Below are 21,116 nucleotides of genomic sequence, written 5' to 3' on the forward strand. Positions count from 1 at the left end.
AGTCGGGGAGCTTTAAAATCAAACGAGCGATAGGCAAGCCCAGTTCATCTTCTGTTCATCATCACGTCATATTCAATACATTTTTATAGAATATACTTGCAGATGATCCAATTGGAAGTAGTGATCTTATCTAACCAGACAGGAGATGATGTGATTGACATTGAAACAGAGAACTTCCATAGCCGTCATTACGCTCGCGATGACCATGCTGGCCCCCATGTCCGCAATGGCAGCACCAGCCTCCGGCACCGGAAGTGATTTAACGTACGATGCGACCAAGGCCACCGTAATGGAAAAAGCCAAAATGTTGACCGCAGAGTATGGCGTGACAAGTGTGCAGTATGCGCTTATGGATGAGGGTGAGATCGTAATTTCCGGACAGACAGGGAAAAACGACCTAAACGATGAGGTGCCTCTTACGGCAAACACGATTTACGGTATCGGTTCCACCAGCAAAATGATGGTTACAACTTCCGTGATGAAGCTGGTTGATGAAGGCAAGCTCGATTTGGATAAGCCTGTGGTGAGCTACATTCCTGAATTCAAAATGAAGGACGAGCGTTACAAACAAATCACACCAAGAATGCTGCTGAATCATTCCTCCGGACTTCTTGGAACCTCCGGTCATAATGCCACTTTGTACGGAGATAACGATACAGAGGCGCATGATACCTTTTTGGACCGATTGGCGACTCAAAACCTGAAGGCAGACCCCGGAACATTCTCCGTGTACTCCAACGATAGTTTTACGTTAGCCGAGATTTTGGTTGAGAAGGTTAGCGGCATGACTTTTACTGCTTTTATTCATCAACATTTCACTGAACCGCTCGGAATGGAGCATACCAAAACACCACAGGATAACGTGGACCCTGCCCAAATGGCCGCAGTGTATTCTCCACAGGTAGATGGGCAGCTTCCGCAAGAAAATTACAATATCATTGCTTCAGGAGGCATTTACTCCACTGCCCAAGATTTGGTCAAGTTTCTCGCAGATTTTCACTGGAGAAGTGGAAGGCATTCTTTCGCCTGAATCGGTCGAAGCCATGGCACAAGAAGAATACAGAAGAGGCATGTGGCCCAGTGAGGCTGATTCCTCCATTGCTTACGGGCTCGGCTGGGATAGTGTAAACCTGTTTCCTTTCAATGATTACGGCATCCAAGCTGTAACCAAAGGCGGAGACACGTTATCGTATCATTCCTCGCTCGTTGTGCTTCCGGAATACAACATGGCAGCGGCAGTAACCTCTTCTGGAGGTTCGAGCTCAACGGATCAATTGATTGCAAGAGAGCTCTTGCTCGGTGCGCTTGAGGAGAAGCAGATCATTGCAGAGCGTAAGCCGGAGAAGTCGTTCGGTACTCCAGTAAAAGCAAACATGCCTGAGGAACTAAGGCATTTTGCAGGAAACTATGGTGCCAGGGACAGGGCCATATTGAAGTTGAACATAAAGGAAGAAGGACAATTAACCCTTTCAACCGTTACGGCGCCGAACAGTCAGGAACAGTCGTATGTGTATACCTCCGATGGTTCATTTGTAAATGAAGCAGGAACGGAGAAGTTATCATTCATTAAGGAGGAGAATGGAAAAACCTACTTATGGTCCCGTTCTTATTTGTCAGCGAAAGGCCTGGGACAGCTAGCGACCTCTGAATACAAGGCCGTAAAGCTGGATACCCCCGAAGTGCCCGCAGATGTAACAGCTTCATGGCAAGCGCGTGAAGGGAAAAAATATGTTTTGATGAACGAGAAGTACACATCCATGCTGTATATGAATGCATTGCCGATTGTCTCTCTGCAAATGTTCAATGAGGCACCGGGCCGTGTGTACACCAACCCCATCATGGATGCCAATCTGGCTGTAGGAGATCTGCAGATTCCGGGTATGGCCGGCAGGGACTTAATGAACTTCGAAGTGTCAGAGGTAGGCGGCGTGGAGTACATTTCCGCAGGAGGAAGTATCTATGCCAGTGAAGACATCGTGAAACCGCTCTATGCGGGAACCCAATCGAAGACCACGATTCAGGCGAGTGGCTATGCGACATGGTATTCAGTTCCGAATTTAGTGGCAGGAAAACGCATGACGGTCAAACTGCCATCACATGGCGCTTTTGCTGTGTATGATCAGGCTGGTCGCTGTATTAACCACTCTGTGGTCAGCGGTACCAATGAAGTTATTCTTCCGGAGAATGGGAGAGTTGTTTTTGCAGGAGATACTGATTCACAATTTGAAATTACATTAACTAGCAAGGCAGATTGAGTCGTGGGAAGCTTAAGATAGACAAGAAGTCGCGAGAAAACCAATAATATCAGCTGCATATTTCTTCTTATAACCATTCTTTTACTAAGGTAACTTAGAATAAAACAGAAAAGCCCTCTCCTTTTCCTGTGGGATAAAGAGGAGGGCTACTGGTGAAAGGCAGATTATTATTTATGCTTCTTTAAGATATCAAAAATGATCTCTGCATTATTCGTATTATCAATCAGGCCGGAGAATCGATGACTTGCCGGACCGTAAGCGTAGACTGGCACGTCGTCTCCCGTATGTCCGCCTGTCGTCCAGCCAGTGAACGAGCGGTTATCAATAATCGCTTCGATGGCATTGTCGATCGTCGTGACATCTGCGTCTTTAGCTGCGGTTTTTACCGATTGAATCTCCTCGGAAGTTAACTCAAGTTTGAGATAGCTCTTAAGTGTTTCTTCCACCGAAGCCCCTTTAGCGATTTGAGCTGCCATGAAGTCTGGAGTGCGTACAGCGGCTTTGATCGGATCCACGAAAAAGTTATATTCTCCGTCTTTCCCGAGCGTAAGTCCACCAGTGGAATGGTCAGCCGTTGCTACGACAAGTGTCTCTCCATCTTCTTTGGCAAAATCAATAGCCGCCTCGAATGCTGCAGCAAAATCCTCCATTTCGCTCATAGCCCCAACGATGTCATTATCATGACCCGCCCAGTCGATCTGGCTTCCTTCAACCATGAGGAAAAACCCATTTTCGTTTGAGCTCAGGCGATCAATGGCTGTATCTGTCATCTCGGCCAGCGAAGGCGTTTCACTAGTACGGTCAATCAACTTGTCCATACCTCCGTCAGCAAATAGTCCGAGAATCTGTTTATTTGTATCCATGAGAAGGGCACTGCGATCAGTCACGTAGCTATAACCGGCTTTTTCAAACTCATTGGTCAAGTCACGATCTTCACGTACAAAATTGGTTTTTCCTCCGCCTAAAAGCACATCAACTTTGTGCTCCCCATTGATCAATTCATCATAATAATCATCTGCGATTGCATCCATGTTCTTCCGGCTTATATCATGAGCACCGAAGGCAGCAGGTGTAGCATGAGTGATCTCAGACGTAGCTACAAGTCCGGTGGACTTTCCATTTTCCTTGGCTTGCTCCAAAACCGTTTTCACTTCAGTATGGTCATTATCAACAGCAATAGCTGCGTTATACGTTTTCACACCAGCAGACATTGCGGTCGCCGCGGAAGCCGAGTCAGTTACGTTTTGTGTGTCGTCATCCGGATAGGTCATTTGAGCGCCCACAAGATAATGATCAAATACCGTTTTCTCCATGATCTTAGTCGAAGGGTCATCCTTCATATAACGGTAAGCGGAAGTATAAGCCGTTCCCATGCCGTCACCGATGAGGAAGATGATATTCTTGATTTTTTTTGTCTCTACACTAACGGCTTGTACCGCGTGGGCTTGACCGGCAGACAAGACGGTAGAAGCAGCAAAGACGAGGCTGAGTGCAGCTGCAGGTAGTACTTTTTTTGATAATTTCACGATAATTCCTCCTTTTATTATTAAACATGAACATATGTATCTTTATTCATTTGTCCGTCAATATGAACATTATCATTCGACTGTAAAAGTAGTCCTAGTCCTCTGTAATCGTTGTGTAAAAAGTTTACAAAAAAAGAGGACCAGCAAGTACAGACAGGGAGTGGAAGGAAGCCCTGTGGATAAATGTTGTGAGTGTGATGCCTGAAGTATACTCATAATTTGCTATCAAACCGGAGGTGAATGGTTTATGATCAATTCATTACGATGACAAGCGGCGAGGGCAGAAGATGAAACAAATAAAATGGATCGATAAAGTAAAAGCCATGGCAAGAGAGATCAAAAGGAATGTATTCGTCTTGTACCTGGCGTACAAGGATCCTCGGGTATCTTGGTATGCAAAATTATTTGCGGTCGGCGTAGTAGCTTATGCCTTCAGTCCAATAGACCTGATCCCTGATTTTATACCTGTACTTGGGTATCTTGATGACCTGATTATAGTGCCCCTCGGCATTACAATAGCTTTGAAGCTGATTCCTCAAGAAGTCATCCGGGATTGTAGGGATAAAGCGGAGGAGATCCGAAAGAAAGGTAAACCCACGAATTGGATTACAGGAGGATTGTTTATCCTTGCGTGGATCGTCTTTGCCGTCTGGATTGGTTCGATCTGCTATAAACTTTTCACCTAAATGAAGAGGCCCACCTGAACTAGCAGATTCAGATGGGCCTCTTTCTTATTAGAATATTAAGCAATCGATATGCTATTTAGAGTCGATGTGAAAGATGCCAATTTCGTTATAATGCTCCAGCTTATAGTCAATGGTACCAAGACTGCAGTTCAGCACATCCAGTTGTTTCAGTATATTTTGTCGATGCTGCTCCAGCATAACCTTTCGCTGTTCACTCGTGGAAGAACCCTCCAGGCATAACAGCATAAATGCTTTGATATCCTCCAGGGACATGCCGCTGTCCTTCAGGCAGCGGACTAACTCCAGCCAGCAGATATCCATTTCGGAATATTGGCGGGTGCCGTATTCTGTCTTTTTCAACAAAGGCATTAAACCTGCCCTGTCGTAGAAGCGTAACGTGGAAGGCGGTAATTGGGTGCGTTCCGCGACTTGTTTAATCGTAAATTCCAAGCAAATCTTCCTTTCAAAAAATCGATTGAATGGCTTGACTTAAACCTAAGTTTAACCACTATCCTAAGATTGTTCAATAGAGCGTTTTCAGGAGAAAAGCTCTCATTTTAACATTCAATGAAGGAGTGATTGGGTTGAAGTACAGAAGATTGGGCAGAAGCGGATTGAAAGTAAGCGAAATCGGATTGGGGAGCTGGCTGACCTACGGGTCGGCTACATCGGAGGAAGCTGCGCGTGCCTGCATGCATCAGGCATATGAACTGGGCATTAACTTTTTCGATACATCCAATTCCTATCCCGGTGCGGAGCAGGTAATGGGCAGTACATTGAAGCAGTATCCACGCAGCAGTTACGTACTGGCTACAAAGCTCTTTTTCCCACAAGGACCGGGTCCTAACGATCGTGGATTGTCACGCAAACATATTATGGAGCAGTGCGAAGCGAGTTTAAAGCGATTAGGTACCGATTACATTGATTTGTATCAATGCCACCGCTTTGATTCTGAAACACCGATTGATGAAACGCTTAGGGCATTAGATGACTTGCAGGCACAGGGCAAAATTCTGTATGCGGGTGTCAGCGAATGGACCGCAGCACAGATTGCGGAAGCCTCCGGGATCGGCAAACGCCTGAATCTGCGTCCATTCATATCCAATCAGCCGATTTACAACATGTTTGAACGTTATATCGAGAGAGAAGGTATTATTGAACAATGTGAGCAGGAAGGAAAGGGACTTATCGTGTTTTCTCCATTAGCACAAGGTGTATTGACGGGCAAATACAAACCTGGACAGCAGATTCCGGAAGGAACAAGGGCTTCCAATAATCAAACCAATGGGGTTATCAACAGTTACTTGCGTGAAGACGTGCTCCAATGTACTGCACAGCTGTCGGAACTGGCTTATGAGCTCGGGGCAACGTTATCCCAGTTTGCTCTGGCATGGATTCTGCGTCAGCCTGCTGTAAGTTCGGCCATCATCGGCTCCAGTAGACCGGCACAAATTGAAGAAAACATCAAAGCGACCGAACTGGTACTTACTTCTGAGGTCATCGAACGAACGGAGAAGATTCTATCGTCAATCAGCCATTTTGCACCGCTGAGATAGAAATCTTGTGCAGATGGCGCGTGAAATTCACACTGAACGCTAATTATAACCTATCCTAGAATAGATCATCTGACTGCTTTTTGCTCCTGAAGGCACACTCTTATGTGTTAATCCTGTCGGAAAAAATTGTTGAATTTGTTGTCATAGGGATCGAAGCATCAATACAGGTCACGTCGCTCGTTATGACTGGATTATTTCTGTTTGGATGTGGTTTTGGTGCAGCTGAAGTCGGTCTGAACATGGAAGGTTCTGCAGTCGAGAAGGCGTTAAATAAAGTTTTATTGCCTGCTTTTCATGGTCTTTTTAGTGCTGGTACACTTGCTGGAGCAGCAATCGGAATTGGCGCAGAAGCCATTGGGCTTCCAATTATCGTTGGGGTCTTGAGAATACCTTACATATGCCCCATTCGCACAGGCAAGCAGTCCATTTATTGCGTAAACTACAGGAGATTCAGTAGAGCGAGGTGAATTCTATGGCTAAAATCAACGATATACGCCTAAAGGCAAAGCGATATAAAGCCAAACCCGTCTGCGTGACTCTTCATAATGGTGAAACATACATTGGTTATATCGCTGAAGTGAATAACGGTGGAGTGGTGCTAACTGGTGGAGGAACCGTATTGAGCACACCGACACCAGGAGACAGCTCCCATCGTTCCAACGGGAACCGTAAGGCTGTTTCAGGCAGTAAGGGAGGCTCCTCTCACAAAAGAAAACAGGGCAAAGGCACACGTAAGCCGTCTACGCGTTCGCGCCAAATGTCGCAAGCGCAGGTTTCGTCCTTTCTGCCCATGATGGGTTCCTTGTTTGGCGGGCTCGGTGGCGGGGCTGCAGCTGGAGGTGCTGGAGGATTACTTGGCGGAGGAATGCGGTTATTCGGCATGATTCAGCAATTCGTGCCCGTCGTGAAAATGGGCTACGGTATGATCAAGTCCATCAAGCCGTTCATGGGTGCTGTCCAAGGTCTCATGGCCGGGCCTAGTCAGGCCGAACAGGAAGAAGCATAATCAACTCACAGCCCCTTTGACAGACGTAAGGGGCTTTTCTTTTTGACATAGAGGATTGGTGTCCCGGCGATATCCCACATGTAAAATCTCTTTTTATAGTTCTGAATGTATGAACAGCTTTCTGAAAAGAAGGCCGTAAACGTATGCTAAAACTAAAGGCAGAAGGTAGGAAACGGCAGTCCAGTAGATGTTCCATCCATTGAAGTACACTACTCTGCCCAATTCTTTGGCCAGCCATTCAATGAGGGTAAGAACCACGGATGTAATGACTATGGCGAGCCAGGGTTTTGTGCCTTTTTTGATAATGGCATACATCATAAGACATCCTGAGATCGGGTAGATGCCCAGATCCATTGGAAGAGCGGTATAGGACTGATTATTGGAGTTAGGGAGTATGTTCCAGAAAAAGTTGAAACCCACACTGTTGATGCAAGCAGAGGCAGCTACTCCTAGCGGATAAAAAAGGAGAAGAATTTTGGGCTGTCTCCGTAAAATCCATCCACCAATTAGAACAGGAATCATAAAACCAAAAATAATATTTCCCAACATGTTGATCATTCCTCCTGTTCAACGACCATTAGCACAAAGCCGGTTTATCCATTAGTTCCTCTTATTTTTATCCTCAAGTAGGGTATTAAGCTTCTGGTTTAAGATTGTTAATTGTTTATCATAATGCTTATATGTAATAAACCCGATTACGGCTTTAACTGCAAAAAATAATATTGCCGCAATAACAATCAGTACGTAATTATGTGCGATCTGCTTGAGCCATTCATTTATCCCATTCAATCTCGAATCCCCTTCTCTCTGGAAAGTACTTTGATCCCTCTTTATAGGATGAACCAATTTGAAGAAATTATGATGTTTTGGCATTAAATTTCGTATTGACAGGATAGTTAATATCGCTTCTTTGCGTTATTATAAATAAATGTGGTCACAATTGGCCGAGTGTTCCACTTCTGAACACCGATGATTTTGGAGAGATTATAATAAGGCTCATCCAACAACCTGTCAGGTAAGTTTAGTTAGAGGTATGGTTACTCATTTACATGGTTTGAGTTATTCGAGAGAATAGCATTAATGAAGTGCACTGATGATAAAAGATAGTGAGGTAGAAAAAAATGATTGCAAAGACAGAAGAAGACTTTAATGGTTTGAAGGAAATTGGTAAGATCGTAGCCGCCATACGCGATGAATTGGTACAGCGGACCGTTCCGGGTATAACGACGAAAGAACTCGATGATATAGCCGGAGAGCTTTTTGCCAAAGAAGGGGCCGTGTCAGCTCCAAAAAGTGAATATGATTTTCCGGGGTACACTTGTATCAGTGTTAATGATGAAGTAGCGCATGGGATTCCTGGACAGCGCGTTATTCAGGAAGGTGATATCGTAAACATAGATGTATCCGGCTCCAAGAATAGCTATTTTGCAGATACGGGAATCTCCTTTGTAGTTGGCGAGGGAGAAGAAGTATTAACCAAAATATGCGACGTTGCTAAAAAAGCATTTGAAGCAGGGCTTAAAAAAGCAAAACCCGGTTCCAAAAAAAGCGGCATCGGAAAAGCAGTGTTTCAAACTGCCAGGCAGCATGAATTAACGGTTATCAAAAATCTTACAGGACATGGTATTGGACGTACAATCCATGAAGCACCCGATCATATTTATAATTACAACGATACATCGGATGATGAATTGCTGAAAGATGGAATGGTTATTGCATTTGAACCGTTTATTTCAACTTCTGAAGAAGAAGTATTCCAAAAAAATGACGGCTGGACCTTTGCTACCAAAAACAGCTATGTGGCTCAAATCGAACATACGATTATCCTGACCAAAAATGGTCCGATTATTATCACGGAGTAACGGGAACAAGAGCGTTGTCGAAGGTCGATTTCCATTGTGAAATCGGCTTTTTTGTGTCTCAGGTTCTTGTTCCAGGGGAACGAGAACCTGAGCATGTTACTGCAGACCTGTACCCATACATTTGCCGTGAAGGTCGTTTTTATCTTGGATTACCTGGAAATAAGCGGTCTGGTTTGCAGGTAGATATCGAGATCCGAACTCGATCCAGTAAGAATCTGATCCGAAACAATTTTGGCCAGGACACCGTTATACACCGTTCCGTTATCTCCGTATGCCATCAAAATATAGCAGTGGGGATATGTCTCGTATTGGCCGAGGACAGGCAATCCGTCATGCGTGCCTCCGTAGAAGGCGCCCAGGTAGTATTCAGGCTCGGCAGGAATGTCAGGAAATAGCTTGTTAAACTCTTGAATGAGCTTGTCCTTGCTCGCCAGAATTTTGGAATCTCGGGTTGAAGCGAAGGAAGTATCCTTATCCATTCCTCCGATAATAACCCGATTGTCCGGGGTTGTACGCATATACACATATGGGCGTGCAGTTTCCCAGATCAATGTTCGTTTGTGCCAGCTTGAAAAATCGTTAATAGGCTTCGTAATGACGGCATAGGAGCTTGCCAGCGTAGCATTCTTTTCGGATTTAAAATCACTATCTTCATACCCGGCTGCAATAATTACATGTTTGGCTCGGATTTCGCGACGTTCCTTGGTGTAGAAGACGGCATAATCCTGTTCGAATCGTCTGCCTGTTATCTCCGTGTTCTCATAGATCTTTCCTCCCTGAGCTTTTGCTTTCTCAAGAAGTCCATATACGAATTTTAAGGGGTTCATTTCTGCATCGTCATGATAGTACAGTGCTGCCTTTTTCCGGAATGGGTACGAGCCGGATATGTGCTCTTCATTCCACAGATCTACCTTGAATCCGTACTTCTGTAGAAGGGCATATTCTTCATTCAAAGCGGAAACATCCTCTTCATAGCTTGCGTAATAGAGGCTATCACGTCTTATAAAATCAGGATTGATGGGTAATTGACGGCTTACCTGTTCAATGTGGTTAATGGACTCTTCACATAGCTTAAGATGACGAGCGGCAACTTCTTCACCAAAGGAGTGGCTAAGCGAAACAAAACTTTTTTCACCTGCATACTGAATCAAGGCCGTATTGGTGCTGGTACTGCCTTCTCCAACTTTTCTCTTGTCGACAATAACGACAGATACACCCTGGTCACATAGGAAATTTGCACACTGAGCTCCGGAGCTGCCAGCGCCGATAATGAGCACATCGCAGGATATGTCCTCCTCCAACTTAGGATAAGAGGGGGGATTAGCTATTGTTGTCGGCCAGTATAACTTACCACTCTGCAGATCCATTCGAGTCTCTCCCTTATATATATTCGGTACGTAGTATGGGCAACTCACGGGAACTCGATGCAGCATTTAGATACTTTCGAACAACGTACTTCGGAAACTAACAATACAGGTAACTAGGTGAAGATATGCCTCATCAAAGTGATGTTTTTTATGATTTAAGTAAATGTTCACCAGACATGCGAAACATGTTACTATTTAAGTGCTTTAAAGTTATCATTATAAGGAGCGCTTAAATATGATCATCCAATTCATTCGTTTAAGGTAGGGAGAGGTACAGCTCACATCCCCCGGAATTTTTAAAACAAGAAGCCGGGTTTGTTTGACTGTGCCTTTTTTCGTTGACCTAAAACGAATGAAAGGGTGCTTTTTTGTGTTCAACAAAAGTAAAAAGTGGATGAGTATTGAGAGAATCAGGGACTCGCAAGAGATATTTCGTTGCCCGTTATGCAGTAAACCCATGAAATTGATTCACTTGCAGAGCTTAATCTGCATGAATCAGCATTGTTTCGATATTGCCAAGCAAGGATATATCAATCTATCTTCACGCTCCATTAAATCTAAGTATGATAGACAAACCTTTGAAACAAGAAGAATAATTAGTCAGAGCGGGTTATTTCATCCCTTGCAGGCTGCCGTAAGTGAAATAATGGTGAGTCAAAACAAGACCAAAGAACCAATACGTTTACTTGATGCAGGTTGCGGAGAAGGTTCTCATCTGAACAGCATACAAACCTTTATTAATCAGAGAAAACGTATCCCTTTATTGGCCGTTGGGATCGATATCTCAAAAGAGGGGATCAGTCTTGCAGCAGCGGAATATTCAAATGCCATGTGGTGTGTTGCAGATATTGCAAACATCCCACTGGCTAACCAGCAATTCAATTTCATCATAAACATTCTATCCCCAGCCAATTATTCCGAATTCCAGAGATTGCTCTCAGATGATGGTTTGGTGATTAAAGTGGTTCCAGAGCAGCATTATCTAAAAGAAATAAGAGATATCCTCTACAAAGGAACAGGTAAACAGGTCTATTCCAATACACCTACAATTCGTTATTTTAACGAACGTTTCGATTTAATAGCGGTTGAAGACATTCAATATCAAGTTAGCCTCAGTGAGCACCTCATTCCACCTTTGCTTGGGATGACTCCGTTATCTTGGGGGGCTTCACAAGAGTCCAGAGAACAGATTTTACGGATGGATCTGAGACAAATTACGATGGACTTTAAGATTTTAGTGGGTATGAAGCCATCACAGAACGAGTAGTCTGCATTTACGATTAACTAATACCAAAGTTTCTATCAAGGCAGCCGATCAATGGATCGGCTGTTTTTTTTGAGCGTTAATCCCAATATGTGGTACTATCATTGGAATACGAACATCTGAAATGGATCAAGGGGATGATAAGGTGGGCTCTAGGTTGATGCATTTGTTGATTTCAGATTTTGTGGGCAAGGAGCTGTCTATCAAGCAGCGTGGTGATATGCTCCTTGGCGCCATAGCGCCAGATGCAAAATCTGAAAAAGGAGATACCCATTTTCTGGGGGATCAATTCAAGTATGGCGTCAACAGGCGATGGGAGTACGGGCGTTTCATCAATAAATATAAGGAGCGTATTACTGAACCTTTCATGCTGGGTTACTTAACTCATTTGGTGGCGGATGAAGTTTGGGCAATGAAATCTTACTTTAGCGGATTGGAAGAGCGACTGATCAAGGAGCCTACACTGTACGATCGCTATCACCATGACTTTCGATTGTGCAATGCGAAGCTGAATGAGATGTTTATTTCTGAGGGACTATACGAAGCACTGAATTCCGCTGTATACATACCGGTTATGGATGAACTTAATGAGAAGAATGTATTTGTATTGAAGAAACAGGCGCTGAAGGACTTTAACTATCCAGTAGAACATGTCCAGGAGGAGATGAGTGTTTTTTCGTTAGACGAGATCTTGGCATACATGGAACGCTCTGCCTACCGCGCCTTGGATGTATGTCGATCACAGCTAGGTACAATTCATACTTAAGTGAACCTCTATGGTCTTTTAGACAAGCGGATAAGCATACTGGCTTTCTTATGGAAAAGGAGAATAAAAGATGTCTATAACATTTAAGAAATCAACCTTAGAAGATATTGAAACATTGCTTCTTCTTCAAAAAGCAGCTTTTCAAGAGGATTTGGAAAAGTACGAAGACTTTGAATCTAATCCGGCATGTGAAACCTATGATAAGTTGGCTGAAAATATTAGAAAATATCAACACTTTACCATTTTAGAGGGAAAAACAATTATAGGTGCGATTGATGTAAGAGGCAACGATGAGCGCATGCACATTGATAAGGTGTTCATTTCTCCATGTAATCAAAGTAAGGGCGTAGGTACTGCAGCAATTCAATTTGTGGAATCACAATTTCCGAATACAAAATTATGGACCTTATATACACCGCATTTAAGCTTTCGTAATCATTACTTTTACGAAAAGTTTGGGTACCAAAAGACTAAAGAGGTTCAGCTTACACAAAAGCTGATTTTATTCAAATACGAGAAACGAATAGAGTAATTCTGAAAAAATAGTTCGTTATTTTGAGGAAAAAGGCTTATTGTTGCCGTCGTATATCGATGAAACTCAATATCGCATTTCGCTAAATCTCATTCATCCCATACCGCCTTACTATGATAGAATGAATGCAGTTTGGATGATGGATAAGCGGAGGATAGAAGTATGAATAAAACGGAGCGGCATCTTGCAATTACCCTTGAGTTACAGCGCAGCAAAACGCTAAGGGCAGAAGATCTGGCTTCCCGGTTTGAGACAAGTGTACGAACGATATATCGGGATATGCAAGCACTAAGCGAAGCTGGGGTACCAATAATAGGAGCACCTGGTCAGGGTTACTCTCTAATGGAAGGATATTTTCTCCCCCCAGTTAGCTTTACAGCCGAAGAAGCCGTAGCCCTGCTCATGGGGGCAGACTTTATTGAACAGAGATTGGATCATACATACGCACATGAAGCCAAATCGGCTCAACGTAAAATTGAAGCTATTTTGCCAGAATCTGTTCGAAATGAATCTTCACGTGTTCGGGAAACCATGCGACTCCTTCATGGAAGTGATCCTTTAACTGGGGAAACGGTTAAAACGTACCTTAAGCAAATACGCAGCGCCATTTTGGAAAAGCACAAGATTCGTTTTATGTACCGTAAAAAAATGCCGGGGCCAGACGGGAATCGAAGCAATCTCCGGGAGGTTTCTCCATATGGATTATCCCTTTTGCATGAACATTGGGTTTTAATCGCACACTGCGATATGCGACAAGACATTCGTCATTTCCGACTGTCCCGAATGACGGAACTTCACGTATTGAAGGATCGCTTTCTTTTACCGGATGGTTTTGACCTAAGCAAATATCGGCCGTCTGATGATCGGAATGTACGGGTATTGATTAGGGCAAACCCTGAAATAGCAGACAAGATTATAGAGGGAGTCAACTTCTATATTGAAACCATAGAGGATCATGTGGACGGTGTGAATTTTCATTTTCGTGTCCGGCATACGGAAGAACTATTGCATCATTTGCTTGGCTGGGGTGGGGATATTCAAGTGATTGAGCCGGAGTCTCTGCGCTTGCGAATTCAAGAAGCTGCGAAAAATATCTTAAAACACTACTGACATACCCCTGTCAGTAGTGTTTTTTTATACTTTGATTATATCTAAGATGAAAAGGGGTTGCTGGAAGGATGAAAAACACACTTCATGTATTAAAATCTTTTGAAAATGTGGTAGAGAGGTATTTGGCTGAATTGAAACAGCTGGGTATGGAGCAATTACATAGAAAGACGAATGAGGAGGAATGGTCCATAGGACAGATGTATATGCATTTGATTCAATCAGCGCTCTTTATGCACCTGCCTAATATAAAACAATGTTTGGTTCACAGCGAACCATCGGTACATTTGAATAAGGGAAAAACGGAGCTGGGGGAAAGCGTGTTCGAGCAAGAACAATTTCCGGCCATTCGAGTTAAAGTCCCTGCTTCACCGCAATACACTCCGAAGTCACCGGAGAACAAGGAGCAGCTGGTTGAAGGGCTGCATCAAGTCATTGAAGAAATGAGGGACATAGAAGCTGTTTTACGCCCATCGCCTGCAACGGATAAAGTCATTCACCCAAGACTTGGGGCACTGGACGCCCAGGAATGGTTTTTATTGATCGAAATGCATTACAGACATCACTTTTTGCAATTGGATCGTTTGAAGATGGAATTAGGCATTGGGCAGAGAGAAGGGGAAATCTAATGTCGGTTATAACAAATCAGACAAGTAGATATTGGATTGGCGTTGTTTCTGCTTCTCATGTCCATACAGCCGTAGAAGGCGGATTTGCACAGTTGTGTCACGGGAAGGCAGCATCACTGCGTCTGATGTCCCCTGGTGATTGGCTGATATACTATTCTCCGCGCACAGACATGTCGACAGGGAAGCCGCTCCAGGAATTTACCGCTATTGGCCAGGTGAAGGACAGCCCAGTCTACAAATATCAGATGACGGAATCATTTGTACCCTTCCGCCGGGATATCCGTTATGTTCCGTGTCGGGAAGTAAAGATTGCCTCTCTATTAAACGAACTCGACTTTACACGCGGAAATCGAAATTGGGGATTACCATTCCGCAAAGGACATTTTGAAATTGGGGCCGAAGATTTCATGACAATCGCTGCCTCCATGATTGATCATGAGGACTTTCAAATCTGATAGGAATGTGATCATTGCTATTTGAAGTATTGCTTGCGAAATTGCAGCGGAGAAAAGCCGAATTCCCGTTTGAAACAGGACGAAAAATACGGGGAGTACCGAAAACCCACTTCCTCAGCGACCCGGTCAATGGACCAATCGGTCGTGACCAGGAGACGTTTGGCCCGCTCCAGCCGAAACTGCTGCAAATAATCGGATGGCGTACATCCGTATCTCGACTTCATGCATCGTACAATATAGTTTGGATGAAAGTGCAGGGCTGACGCGATGCCTTCATTGGTGACTTTCTCCCGATAGTTAGCTTGAAGGTAAGCTACCGTCCGCTCGGCCAATCGGGAGGCCACCGAATCTGTTCGGCCGAAACATTCTTCTTCAAGCAAGCCGAGCAGTTCTCCGAGAAGCTGCTGTTCCTGCCAAAAGGAAAGTGTGGACGGCTGGGTGAGCAGCTGTTCTACCATACCGAACACGGTACGTGAGTCAGGCAAATGCATGTATTTAGGCAATCGCAGCGTGTAAGGGTTAATAAATGGCCTGGTTGTGTAAGGTGATGTATGGTTCTCCACTTCCTCTGTCACTAATGCATCCCGTCTTGGTGCATGCTCAAAGTGAACCCAGTAAAAAACGGTATCCTGATCGCAAGGTCGGATCGGATAATGTTCTCCATCAGGCAGCAGCAGCAGCATGTCTCCCTCGGTTAGTGTCCATTGTGATCCATTCTCGCCGATGTACATCTCTCCGCGGACAAGGATCAGCAGATCATACGCCCCGATGTTGCTGCGATGGGGATGCTGGTCCCCGCTTTTATACTCTGTCAGGCCCGATCCCAAATAGTAGGGGAGTGGGGGCATATGAAGTTCAATCATGGTGTCTTCACCCAGAACATTCGCATCCTTTCGCTTGTGTCATATTTTATAGAAAATGGTTCATTCCATTCCTATTAAGTCGGTTATACCAAGCATATAATTGAGTTCGTAAAGAGTCAATTAATATAGGAGGTACTACTGATGCAGACAACACAGGTTCATATCCGGGACTCATTTTGGGAGGATTATTCCGCACTGGTACGTCAAACCGTCATACCCTATCAATGGGAGGCATTGAATGATCGTATCGAAGGGGCGGAACCCAGTTACGCCATTCGCAATTTCCGAATTGCTGCGGGTCTGGAACAGGGAGAATTCGGCGGATGGGTGTTTCAGGATAGCGATTTATATAAATGGTTGGAAGCGGTTGCTTATTCGCTGAGGAGTCATCCTGATTCCGAATTGGAGGACACCGCAGATGGGGCAATCGACCTCATCGGGCAGGCTCAGCGGGATGACGGATATATCAATACTTATTTTACAATCAAGGAACCGGGCAAAGAGTGGAAAAACCTGTATGAAGCCCATGAACTGTACTGTGCCGGACACCTGATCGAAGCTGCAGTGGCTTACGCTGATGCAACGGGCAAACGTAAGCTGCTGGACATTGCCTGCCGTTTCGCTGACTTAATCGACAATCTCTTCGGTACGGGAGAGAACCAGAAACGGGCATACTGCGGGCACCAGGAGATTGAACTGGCTCTCGTCAAGTTATATCATGCAACCGGTGAGGAACGTTATTTGAATCTTAGCCAATATTTCATTGATGAGCGGGGCAGCAGCCCAAGTTATTTCATCCAGGAATGGGAACGGGGAGGCAGAACAAACATCTGGTCGCACGGTTCACCGAACTTGGAAATGTACCAATCCCATCTTCCGGTACGGGAACAGACAGCAGCCGTTGGGCACGCCGTACGTGCCGTTTACATGTATACGGCCATGGCCGATCTCGCCCGTTTGACGAAGGATGAGAGCTTGCGAGCAGCGTGCGAACGGCTGTGGGCCAATACAACTCGCAAACAGATGTACATTACGGGAGGCATCGGCGCGACACATTTGGGCGAGGCATTCACTTTCGATTATGATCTGCCGAATGACGCGGTGTACGCGGAAACTTGCGCATCCATCGGACTGATCTTCTGGGCTCGCCGCATGCTTCGTCTGGAGGCGAAGAGTGAGTATGCGGACGTGATGGAACGTGCGCTGTACAACAACGTGCTTGGCAGCATGTCCAAGGACGGCAAACACTTTTTCTATGTCAACCCGCTTGAAGTATGGCCAGAGGCCAGCATGCGCAATCCGGACAAGCATCATGTGAAACCGGTCCGTCAGAAGTGGTTCGGCTGTTCATGCTGCCCGCCAAACGTCGCGCGATTGCTCAGCTCGCTGAACGATTATATTTATGATGTCTCAGCGGAAGAGAATGTGGTTTATGTTCATTTATACATTGGCAGTACGGTAGAATTTACGTCTTCCGAAGGCAGGTCAGTCAAGCTGAGTCAACAATCCGAACTTCCATGGAACGGAAAAATCAACTTCAATATCTCGCTTGCTCCAGGCAGCTCAGATGGTGCTGCATTCACACTTGCGTTGCGAGTTCCAAACTGGTTCCAGAGTGGGCAGCCAGTTTTGCGAGTGAATGGCGAAGAGCAGGCATATACATTGAACAATGGTTATGCTCATATCCAACGACTTTGGTCGGAAGGAGATTCATTAGAGTGGTTACTGCCATTTGAAACGCACTTGATAGAAGCTCATCCGCAGATTCGAGCTGATGCAGGCAAAGCAGCCATTCAGCGCGGACCACTTGTATATTGCGTGGAAGAGGCGGATAACGGAGCGCCGCTAGCTTCATTATCCATTGCAGAAGCAGCGAACTTAACGGAGCGCGATGCACCGGAATTACTTGGCGGATGCGTTGTTGTCGAGGGCGACGGACTGACTACGGATGGGTCAGCATGGCAGGAGGATCAACTGTACCAATCGATCCGCAAACCTCGCATGCCGGTACGTTTTACCGCCATTCCTTATTATCTGTGGGGGAACCGTGAACCGGGTGAAATGAGCGTCTGGCTGCGCAGCTGAAGTGTGGGTCATCGAAGCAGCTCCACTGTTTGAAGAGGTTGAATGGCACCTGAACATAATGCGTGGTTTCAATATTGGCAGGACAGAAGGTCCCTCGTATATTACCCGAGGGACTTCCGCCATGTCTGGCCTTCTCGAAACCCGGAAGCGGAGATGAATGCATGAAACCAGAACATGTACGAAGATCCCGTATTGAACGAATTACACTCAAAAACCGAATTCTTTTCCTTTTTGCGGCAGTAGCCCTCATTCCTTTTCTTTTATCCTGCTATCTATCCTACCGAACAATCCATTCCATTTTGACGACGAAATTGCAATCCGGGATCCAAAGTAACCTGAAACAGGTGACACTTTCCTTGGAAAACACTCTCAGCAACCTGAACCATGTGTCTCAGCAGCTCGCCTTCGAGGGAAGCATTGGTAAACAACTGGAGCAGCTCATGCTTGCGGATCAACCATATGACCGCAGTTATTTGACCGACCAGATCAAAAATCAGCTGAACCTGATTGCGTTTACCAATCCCAATATCGGGTTATCGATGTACTATTTTCGTGAAGACGACACCTATCTCTTTGAAACTATGGGGGTGAAGGACTCATTCGATCCGGAGAAATTGCCGATCATGGCGAGTTATTACGGAATCACGTATTTCGGGCCTCATATCAGTAACGACAGGTTCAACGATCAATATGTTCTTTCCGCGCTCCGAAAGGTGGATCTGCCCGAACGGGAGGATGCCTATGTATACATTGAAACCGGGTTTAATCTGACACAGAGCATTCTTGATCTGGATGATGTCAGTAAAAACACGGCCCACCTCATTTTGGATAATCACGGACGCATCTCTTACAGTGAGTTAAGGGACGCTTTCCCTGAGAACGCAAATTTCCCGGTTTCCGGCCAGCTCTCCGAACCTTCTACAACGTCGGGAATCGCTTCGGGCTATTATTGGTACCAGCAATACAGCAACCAGGGATGGAGCGTTGTGTCGCTCGTGTCCAAGGCAGATTATGATCAGGAGAAAAACCGCTGGATCATGCAGATGGTTCTGTTAACCGTGTTATTCGCGGCAGTCAGCTTGGCCATCGGCTGGTTGTTGTGGAAAATGGTATATCGGCCGTTGTCCCAATTCCACAGGGAAATGAAGCTGATGCTGAACAGCAACTTCAACGTGGTCGACGCGAACTCGCGCATACCTGAATTTGAAATGCTGCTGACACAATTTGGACGAATGAAGTCCCACATTGCAAGGTTATATTCCGAAGTGGAGTTAAAGGAGAAGCGCAGGGCAGACCTGGAAATTGAAAAGCTGCTCTACCAGATCAATCCGCATTTTCTGATGAATACGCTCGATACTGCGCACTGGCTGGCGGTCATGAATGGACAGGAGGAGATCGACCGGCTGGTTACTTCGCTGAACAAGCTGCTGTATTATAATTTGCGCATGGGCGGACAGAGCTCAACCATACGGGAGGAGATTGATTCGCTCAAGCAGTATCTGATCCTGCAGCAGATTCGCTATAATTTTCAATTCGATGTTGGCATTCATATTGATGACAAGCTGCTTAACGTGCCCGTGCCGAGGTTTATTTTGCAGCCGCTCGTTGAAAATTCGCTGTACCATGGGCTGGATGACAAAGGAAGAATCGAAGTTGAAGTAAGCAGGCACAACGACCGGCTTGAAATTTCGATCAGAGACAACGGCAGGGGAATCTCCGAAGAAAAGATCAAAGCGCTGCTGGAACAAGAACAGGCCGAGCGTCATCGGGTCGGAATGGGGATTGGCATGAATTATGTCAAGCGTATGCTGGAGTCATATTATGAAGGCCAAGCCAGTATGAACGTATCCAGCGAACCGGGGCAAGGAACCTGGATCGTCATTGAGCTGCCAATTCACTGTGAAGGAGAGGAAAAATCATGATTGACGTACTCATCGTCGATGACGATCAACTCGTGCGCAAAGGCCTAATGCTCGCAATGCCTTGGGACAGATTTGAAATGAGGATCGTTGGCGAAGCGGGAAACGGAGAGAAGGCGCTTGAATTTCTGTCTGAAAACCACGTCGATCTATTGATTACCGATCTGGCCATGCCGGTCATGTCAGGGATCGAGTTAATCCGTACCGCTCGTAAGCTATACCCGGATCTGCCAATTGCGGTTCTGACCCTTCATCAGGATTTTGAATATATTCAGGAGGCACTCCGTCTGGGCGCCATCGATTACATTGCCAAAGTACAGCTTGAGAAAGAACGGTTCGAGGAAGTGCTTGGGCGCATTCATGACCGTATCCAGGCCGACAGGCGAAAACGGTTCAATGACGAAGCCACGATGGAATCCGGAAAGGATGCGATATTTTATGGGGAGCAAGGAAAAGAAACTAAATCGTTCGGTGACTCGCGCTGTGAACGTGAACGGTTCGAGTCATCAGTCGTTGAAGCGAGCGATGGGAGCGTTAAGGACAAGTTGCATTCGTTTCGCTGGGTTCATGAACAGTCTTATATGGTTGAACTTTTGGATGATTTGAAAACTATGAGATTGCCTGTCCCCCGATTGATGCAGTTGCTGTACGGTGTAACGGAAGACTGGAACCGGACGTTTAAAAACATTGTCATCACGGAAATGACGATACCTGTTCATTTTGCATCATGGAACGATGTGGTGGAATGGATGGCGAACTTTCGTGCAGAAGCGCTACGTTTATCAGGTGGGCAGTATCTGCGCAAGGAGGTCAGCAGCAGTATCATGACCGCCGTCAAAATCATACATGACGAGTTGCAGAATCCGTTATTCGCCAGCGATGTATCGAAGCGGGTCAACCTCAGCCGCAGTTATTTCAATCAATGTTTCAAGGAAATGATGGGTTATTCGTTTAACGAATATCTGCGCAAAATTCGGATCGACAAGGCGAAGAACTATCTGACCCAAACGGCCAAACCGATTGTCTGGATCGCGGAACATACGGGCTATGCGGACGAAAAATACTTCAGCCGGATTTTCCGTGAGCAGGTAGGCATGCTGCCAAGTGAGTACCGCAATACACCAAGAAGAGGGTAGACGAATGGAGAGAAGGTAGGATGAATGAATTGTAAGCGTTAACAAAAACAGACGTTTCACCTCCTGTTCTTCGTTCGGCTCTCTATCCATAAACGTTTTCCG

General features: G+C 45.4%; 19 protein-coding genes and 1 pseudogene. 15 read left to right on the forward strand and 5 right to left on the reverse strand.

From position 1 onward, the window contains the following. The first annotated feature begins 199 nt into the window (after nt 1-199). A pseudogene (locus ABIC22_RS30150) lies at nt 200-2,255 on the forward strand (serine hydrolase domain-containing protein). A 167-nt stretch (nt 2,256-2,422) separates the two neighbouring features. Here the strand turns inward: ABIC22_RS30150 and ABIC22_RS21970 are convergent. Then, the gene (locus tag ABIC22_RS21970) at nt 2,423-3,781 is read right to left on the reverse strand and encodes an alkaline phosphatase (RefSeq protein WP_483312560.1); all 1,359 of its coding nucleotides are present in this window, start codon (nt 3,779-3,781) and stop codon (nt 2,423-2,425) included. Nucleotides 3,782-4,068: 287 nt separating this feature from the next. Between ABIC22_RS21970 and ABIC22_RS21980 the strand changes: the two genes are divergently transcribed. Continuing rightward, nucleotides 4,069-4,467: a YkvA family protein gene (locus tag ABIC22_RS21980; protein WP_354483757.1), complete on the forward strand. Its 399-nt coding sequence runs from the start codon at nt 4,069-4,071 to the stop codon at nt 4,465-4,467. A gap of 72 nt (nt 4,468-4,539) precedes the next feature. Here ABIC22_RS21980 and ABIC22_RS21985 read toward each other — a convergent pair whose 3' ends face one another. Next, complete coding sequence (locus tag ABIC22_RS21985; protein ID WP_095286613.1) at nt 4,540-4,917, reverse strand: MerR family transcriptional regulator; 378 nt, start codon at nt 4,915-4,917, stop codon at nt 4,540-4,542. A 134-nt stretch (nt 4,918-5,051) separates the two neighbouring features. Here ABIC22_RS21985 and ABIC22_RS21990 point away from each other — a divergent pair, with 134 nt between their 5' ends. The 3 genes from ABIC22_RS21990 (at nt 5,052) to ABIC22_RS22000 (ending at nt 7,029) form a co-directional block, all read left to right on the forward strand. Next, nucleotides 5,052-6,023 carry an aldo/keto reductase family protein gene (locus tag ABIC22_RS21990; RefSeq protein WP_354483759.1) on the forward strand — a complete coding sequence of 324 codons (972 nt, stop codon included), beginning with the start codon at nt 5,052-5,054 and terminating at the stop codon, nt 6,021-6,023. 104 nt (nt 6,024-6,127) lie between these two features. Then, entirely contained in the window at nt 6,128-6,490 is a 363-nt protein-coding gene (locus ABIC22_RS21995) for a hypothetical protein (RefSeq protein WP_354483761.1), read from the forward strand. A gap of 5 nt (nt 6,491-6,495) precedes the next feature. After that, on the forward strand, nt 6,496-7,029 hold the full coding sequence (locus tag ABIC22_RS22000; protein WP_354483763.1) for a hypothetical protein: 534 nt from the start codon (nt 6,496-6,498) through the stop codon (nt 7,027-7,029). A 93-nt stretch (nt 7,030-7,122) separates the two neighbouring features. On the opposite strand, the gene ABIC22_RS22005 is transcribed toward ABIC22_RS22000, so the two are convergent. Then, nucleotides 7,123-7,578, reverse strand: coding sequence for a CBO0543 family protein (locus tag ABIC22_RS22005; RefSeq protein WP_354483765.1), 456 nt, complete (start codon nt 7,576-7,578; stop codon nt 7,123-7,125). Nucleotides 7,579-8,150: 572 nt separating this feature from the next. On the opposite strand from ABIC22_RS22005, the gene map reads away from it, so the two are divergent. Next, nucleotides 8,151-8,891, forward strand: coding sequence for a type I methionyl aminopeptidase (gene map / locus ABIC22_RS22010; RefSeq protein ID WP_354483767.1), 741 nt, complete (start codon nt 8,151-8,153; stop codon nt 8,889-8,891). A gap of 149 nt (nt 8,892-9,040) precedes the next feature. On the opposite strand, the gene ABIC22_RS22015 is transcribed toward map, so the two are convergent. Continuing rightward, a complete protein-coding gene (locus ABIC22_RS22015; RefSeq protein WP_354483769.1) occupies nt 9,041-10,258 on the reverse strand; it encodes an NAD(P)/FAD-dependent oxidoreductase in 1,218 nt (405 codons plus the stop codon). 394 nt (nt 10,259-10,652) lie between these two features. Here ABIC22_RS22015 and ABIC22_RS22020 point away from each other — a divergent pair, with 394 nt between their 5' ends. The 6 genes from ABIC22_RS22020 to ABIC22_RS22045 all read left to right on the forward strand — a co-directional run bounded on the left by ABIC22_RS22020 (nt 10,653) and on the right by ABIC22_RS22045 (nt 15,011). Further along, the gene (locus tag ABIC22_RS22020; RefSeq protein WP_354486058.1) at nt 10,653-11,525 is read left to right on the forward strand and encodes a putative RNA methyltransferase; all 873 of its coding nucleotides are present in this window, start codon (nt 10,653-10,655) and stop codon (nt 11,523-11,525) included. Nucleotides 11,526-11,679: 154 nt separating this feature from the next. Then, nucleotides 11,680-12,288, forward strand: a complete 609-nt coding sequence (locus ABIC22_RS22025; RefSeq protein WP_354483771.1) for a hypothetical protein — start codon at nt 11,680-11,682, stop codon at nt 12,286-12,288. Between the two features lie 70 nt (nt 12,289-12,358). Next, nucleotides 12,359-12,820, forward strand: a complete 462-nt coding sequence (locus ABIC22_RS22030) for a GNAT family N-acetyltransferase (protein WP_354483773.1) — start codon at nt 12,359-12,361, stop codon at nt 12,818-12,820. 162 nt (nt 12,821-12,982) lie between these two features. Further along, on the forward strand, nt 12,983-13,930 hold the full coding sequence (locus ABIC22_RS22035; protein ID WP_354483775.1) for a helix-turn-helix transcriptional regulator: 948 nt from the start codon (nt 12,983-12,985) through the stop codon (nt 13,928-13,930). A 68-nt stretch (nt 13,931-13,998) separates the two neighbouring features. Beyond that, nucleotides 13,999-14,556 carry a DinB family protein gene (locus ABIC22_RS22040; RefSeq protein WP_354483777.1) on the forward strand — a complete coding sequence of 186 codons (558 nt, stop codon included), beginning with the start codon at nt 13,999-14,001 and terminating at the stop codon, nt 14,554-14,556. Then, on the forward strand, nt 14,556-15,011 hold the full coding sequence (locus ABIC22_RS22045) for an EVE domain-containing protein (protein WP_354483779.1): 456 nt from the start codon (nt 14,556-14,558) through the stop codon (nt 15,009-15,011). Before ABIC22_RS22040 ends, ABIC22_RS22045 begins: the two co-directional genes overlap by 1 nt. Nucleotides 15,012-15,028: 17 nt before the next feature. On the opposite strand, the gene ABIC22_RS22050 is transcribed toward ABIC22_RS22045, so the two are convergent. Then, nucleotides 15,029-15,874 (reverse strand): AraC family transcriptional regulator, encoded by an 846-nt coding sequence (locus ABIC22_RS22050; RefSeq protein ID WP_354483781.1) that lies wholly within the window; start codon nt 15,872-15,874, stop codon nt 15,029-15,031. Between the two features lie 141 nt (nt 15,875-16,015). Between ABIC22_RS22050 and ABIC22_RS22055 the strand changes: the two genes are divergently transcribed. The 3 genes from ABIC22_RS22055 (at nt 16,016) to ABIC22_RS22065 (ending at nt 21,014) form a co-directional block, all read left to right on the forward strand. Next, the gene (locus ABIC22_RS22055; protein WP_354483783.1) at nt 16,016-17,959 is read left to right on the forward strand and encodes a glycoside hydrolase family 127 protein; all 1,944 of its coding nucleotides are present in this window, start codon (nt 16,016-16,018) and stop codon (nt 17,957-17,959) included. 161 nt (nt 17,960-18,120) lie between these two features. Next, nucleotides 18,121-19,881, forward strand: coding sequence for a sensor histidine kinase (locus tag ABIC22_RS22060; RefSeq protein WP_127536881.1), 1,761 nt, complete (start codon nt 18,121-18,123; stop codon nt 19,879-19,881). Next, nucleotides 19,878-21,014 carry a response regulator transcription factor gene (locus ABIC22_RS22065; RefSeq protein ID WP_354483785.1) on the forward strand — a complete coding sequence of 379 codons (1,137 nt, stop codon included), beginning with the start codon at nt 19,878-19,880 and terminating at the stop codon, nt 21,012-21,014. The genes ABIC22_RS22060 and ABIC22_RS22065 overlap by 4 nt, the downstream gene beginning before the upstream one ends. Nucleotides 21,015-21,116 lie beyond the last annotated feature (102 nt).

Source organism: Paenibacillus sp. PvP094 (assembly GCF_040546835.1).
GTDB lineage: Bacteria > Bacillota > Bacilli > Paenibacillales > Paenibacillaceae > Paenibacillus > Paenibacillus illinoisensis.

Coding starts and splice junctions, on each gene's coding strand:
- ABIC22_RS21980 (WP_354483757.1), top strand. CDS start 4,069: ATGAAACAAATAAAATGGATCGATAAAGTAAAAGCCATGGCAAGAGAG.
- ABIC22_RS22000 (WP_354483763.1), top strand. CDS start 6,496: ATGGCTAAAATCAACGATATACGCCTAAAGGCAAAGCGATATAAAGCC.
- ABIC22_RS22005 (WP_354483765.1), bottom strand. CDS start 7,578: ATGTTGGGAAATATTATTTTTGGTTTTATGATTCCTGTTCTAATTGGT.
- map (WP_354483767.1), top strand. CDS start 8,151: ATGATTGCAAAGACAGAAGAAGACTTTAATGGTTTGAAGGAAATTGGT.
- ABIC22_RS22015 (WP_354483769.1), bottom strand. CDS start 10,258: ATGGATCTGCAGAGTGGTAAGTTATACTGGCCGACAACAATAGCTAAT.
- ABIC22_RS22020 (WP_354486058.1), top strand. CDS start 10,653: ATGAGTATTGAGAGAATCAGGGACTCGCAAGAGATATTTCGTTGCCCG.
- ABIC22_RS22030 (WP_354483773.1), top strand. CDS start 12,359: ATGTCTATAACATTTAAGAAATCAACCTTAGAAGATATTGAAACATTG.
- ABIC22_RS22035 (WP_354483775.1), top strand. CDS start 12,983: ATGAATAAAACGGAGCGGCATCTTGCAATTACCCTTGAGTTACAGCGC.
- ABIC22_RS22040 (WP_354483777.1), top strand. CDS start 13,999: ATGAAAAACACACTTCATGTATTAAAATCTTTTGAAAATGTGGTAGAG.
- ABIC22_RS22045 (WP_354483779.1), top strand. CDS start 14,556: ATGTCGGTTATAACAAATCAGACAAGTAGATATTGGATTGGCGTTGTT.
- ABIC22_RS22050 (WP_354483781.1), bottom strand. CDS start 15,874: ATGATTGAACTTCATATGCCCCCACTCCCCTACTATTTGGGATCGGGC.
- ABIC22_RS22055 (WP_354483783.1), top strand. CDS start 16,016: ATGCAGACAACACAGGTTCATATCCGGGACTCATTTTGGGAGGATTAT.
- ABIC22_RS22060 (WP_127536881.1), top strand. CDS start 18,121: ATGAAACCAGAACATGTACGAAGATCCCGTATTGAACGAATTACACTC.
- ABIC22_RS22065 (WP_354483785.1), top strand. CDS start 19,878: ATGATTGACGTACTCATCGTCGATGACGATCAACTCGTGCGCAAAGGC.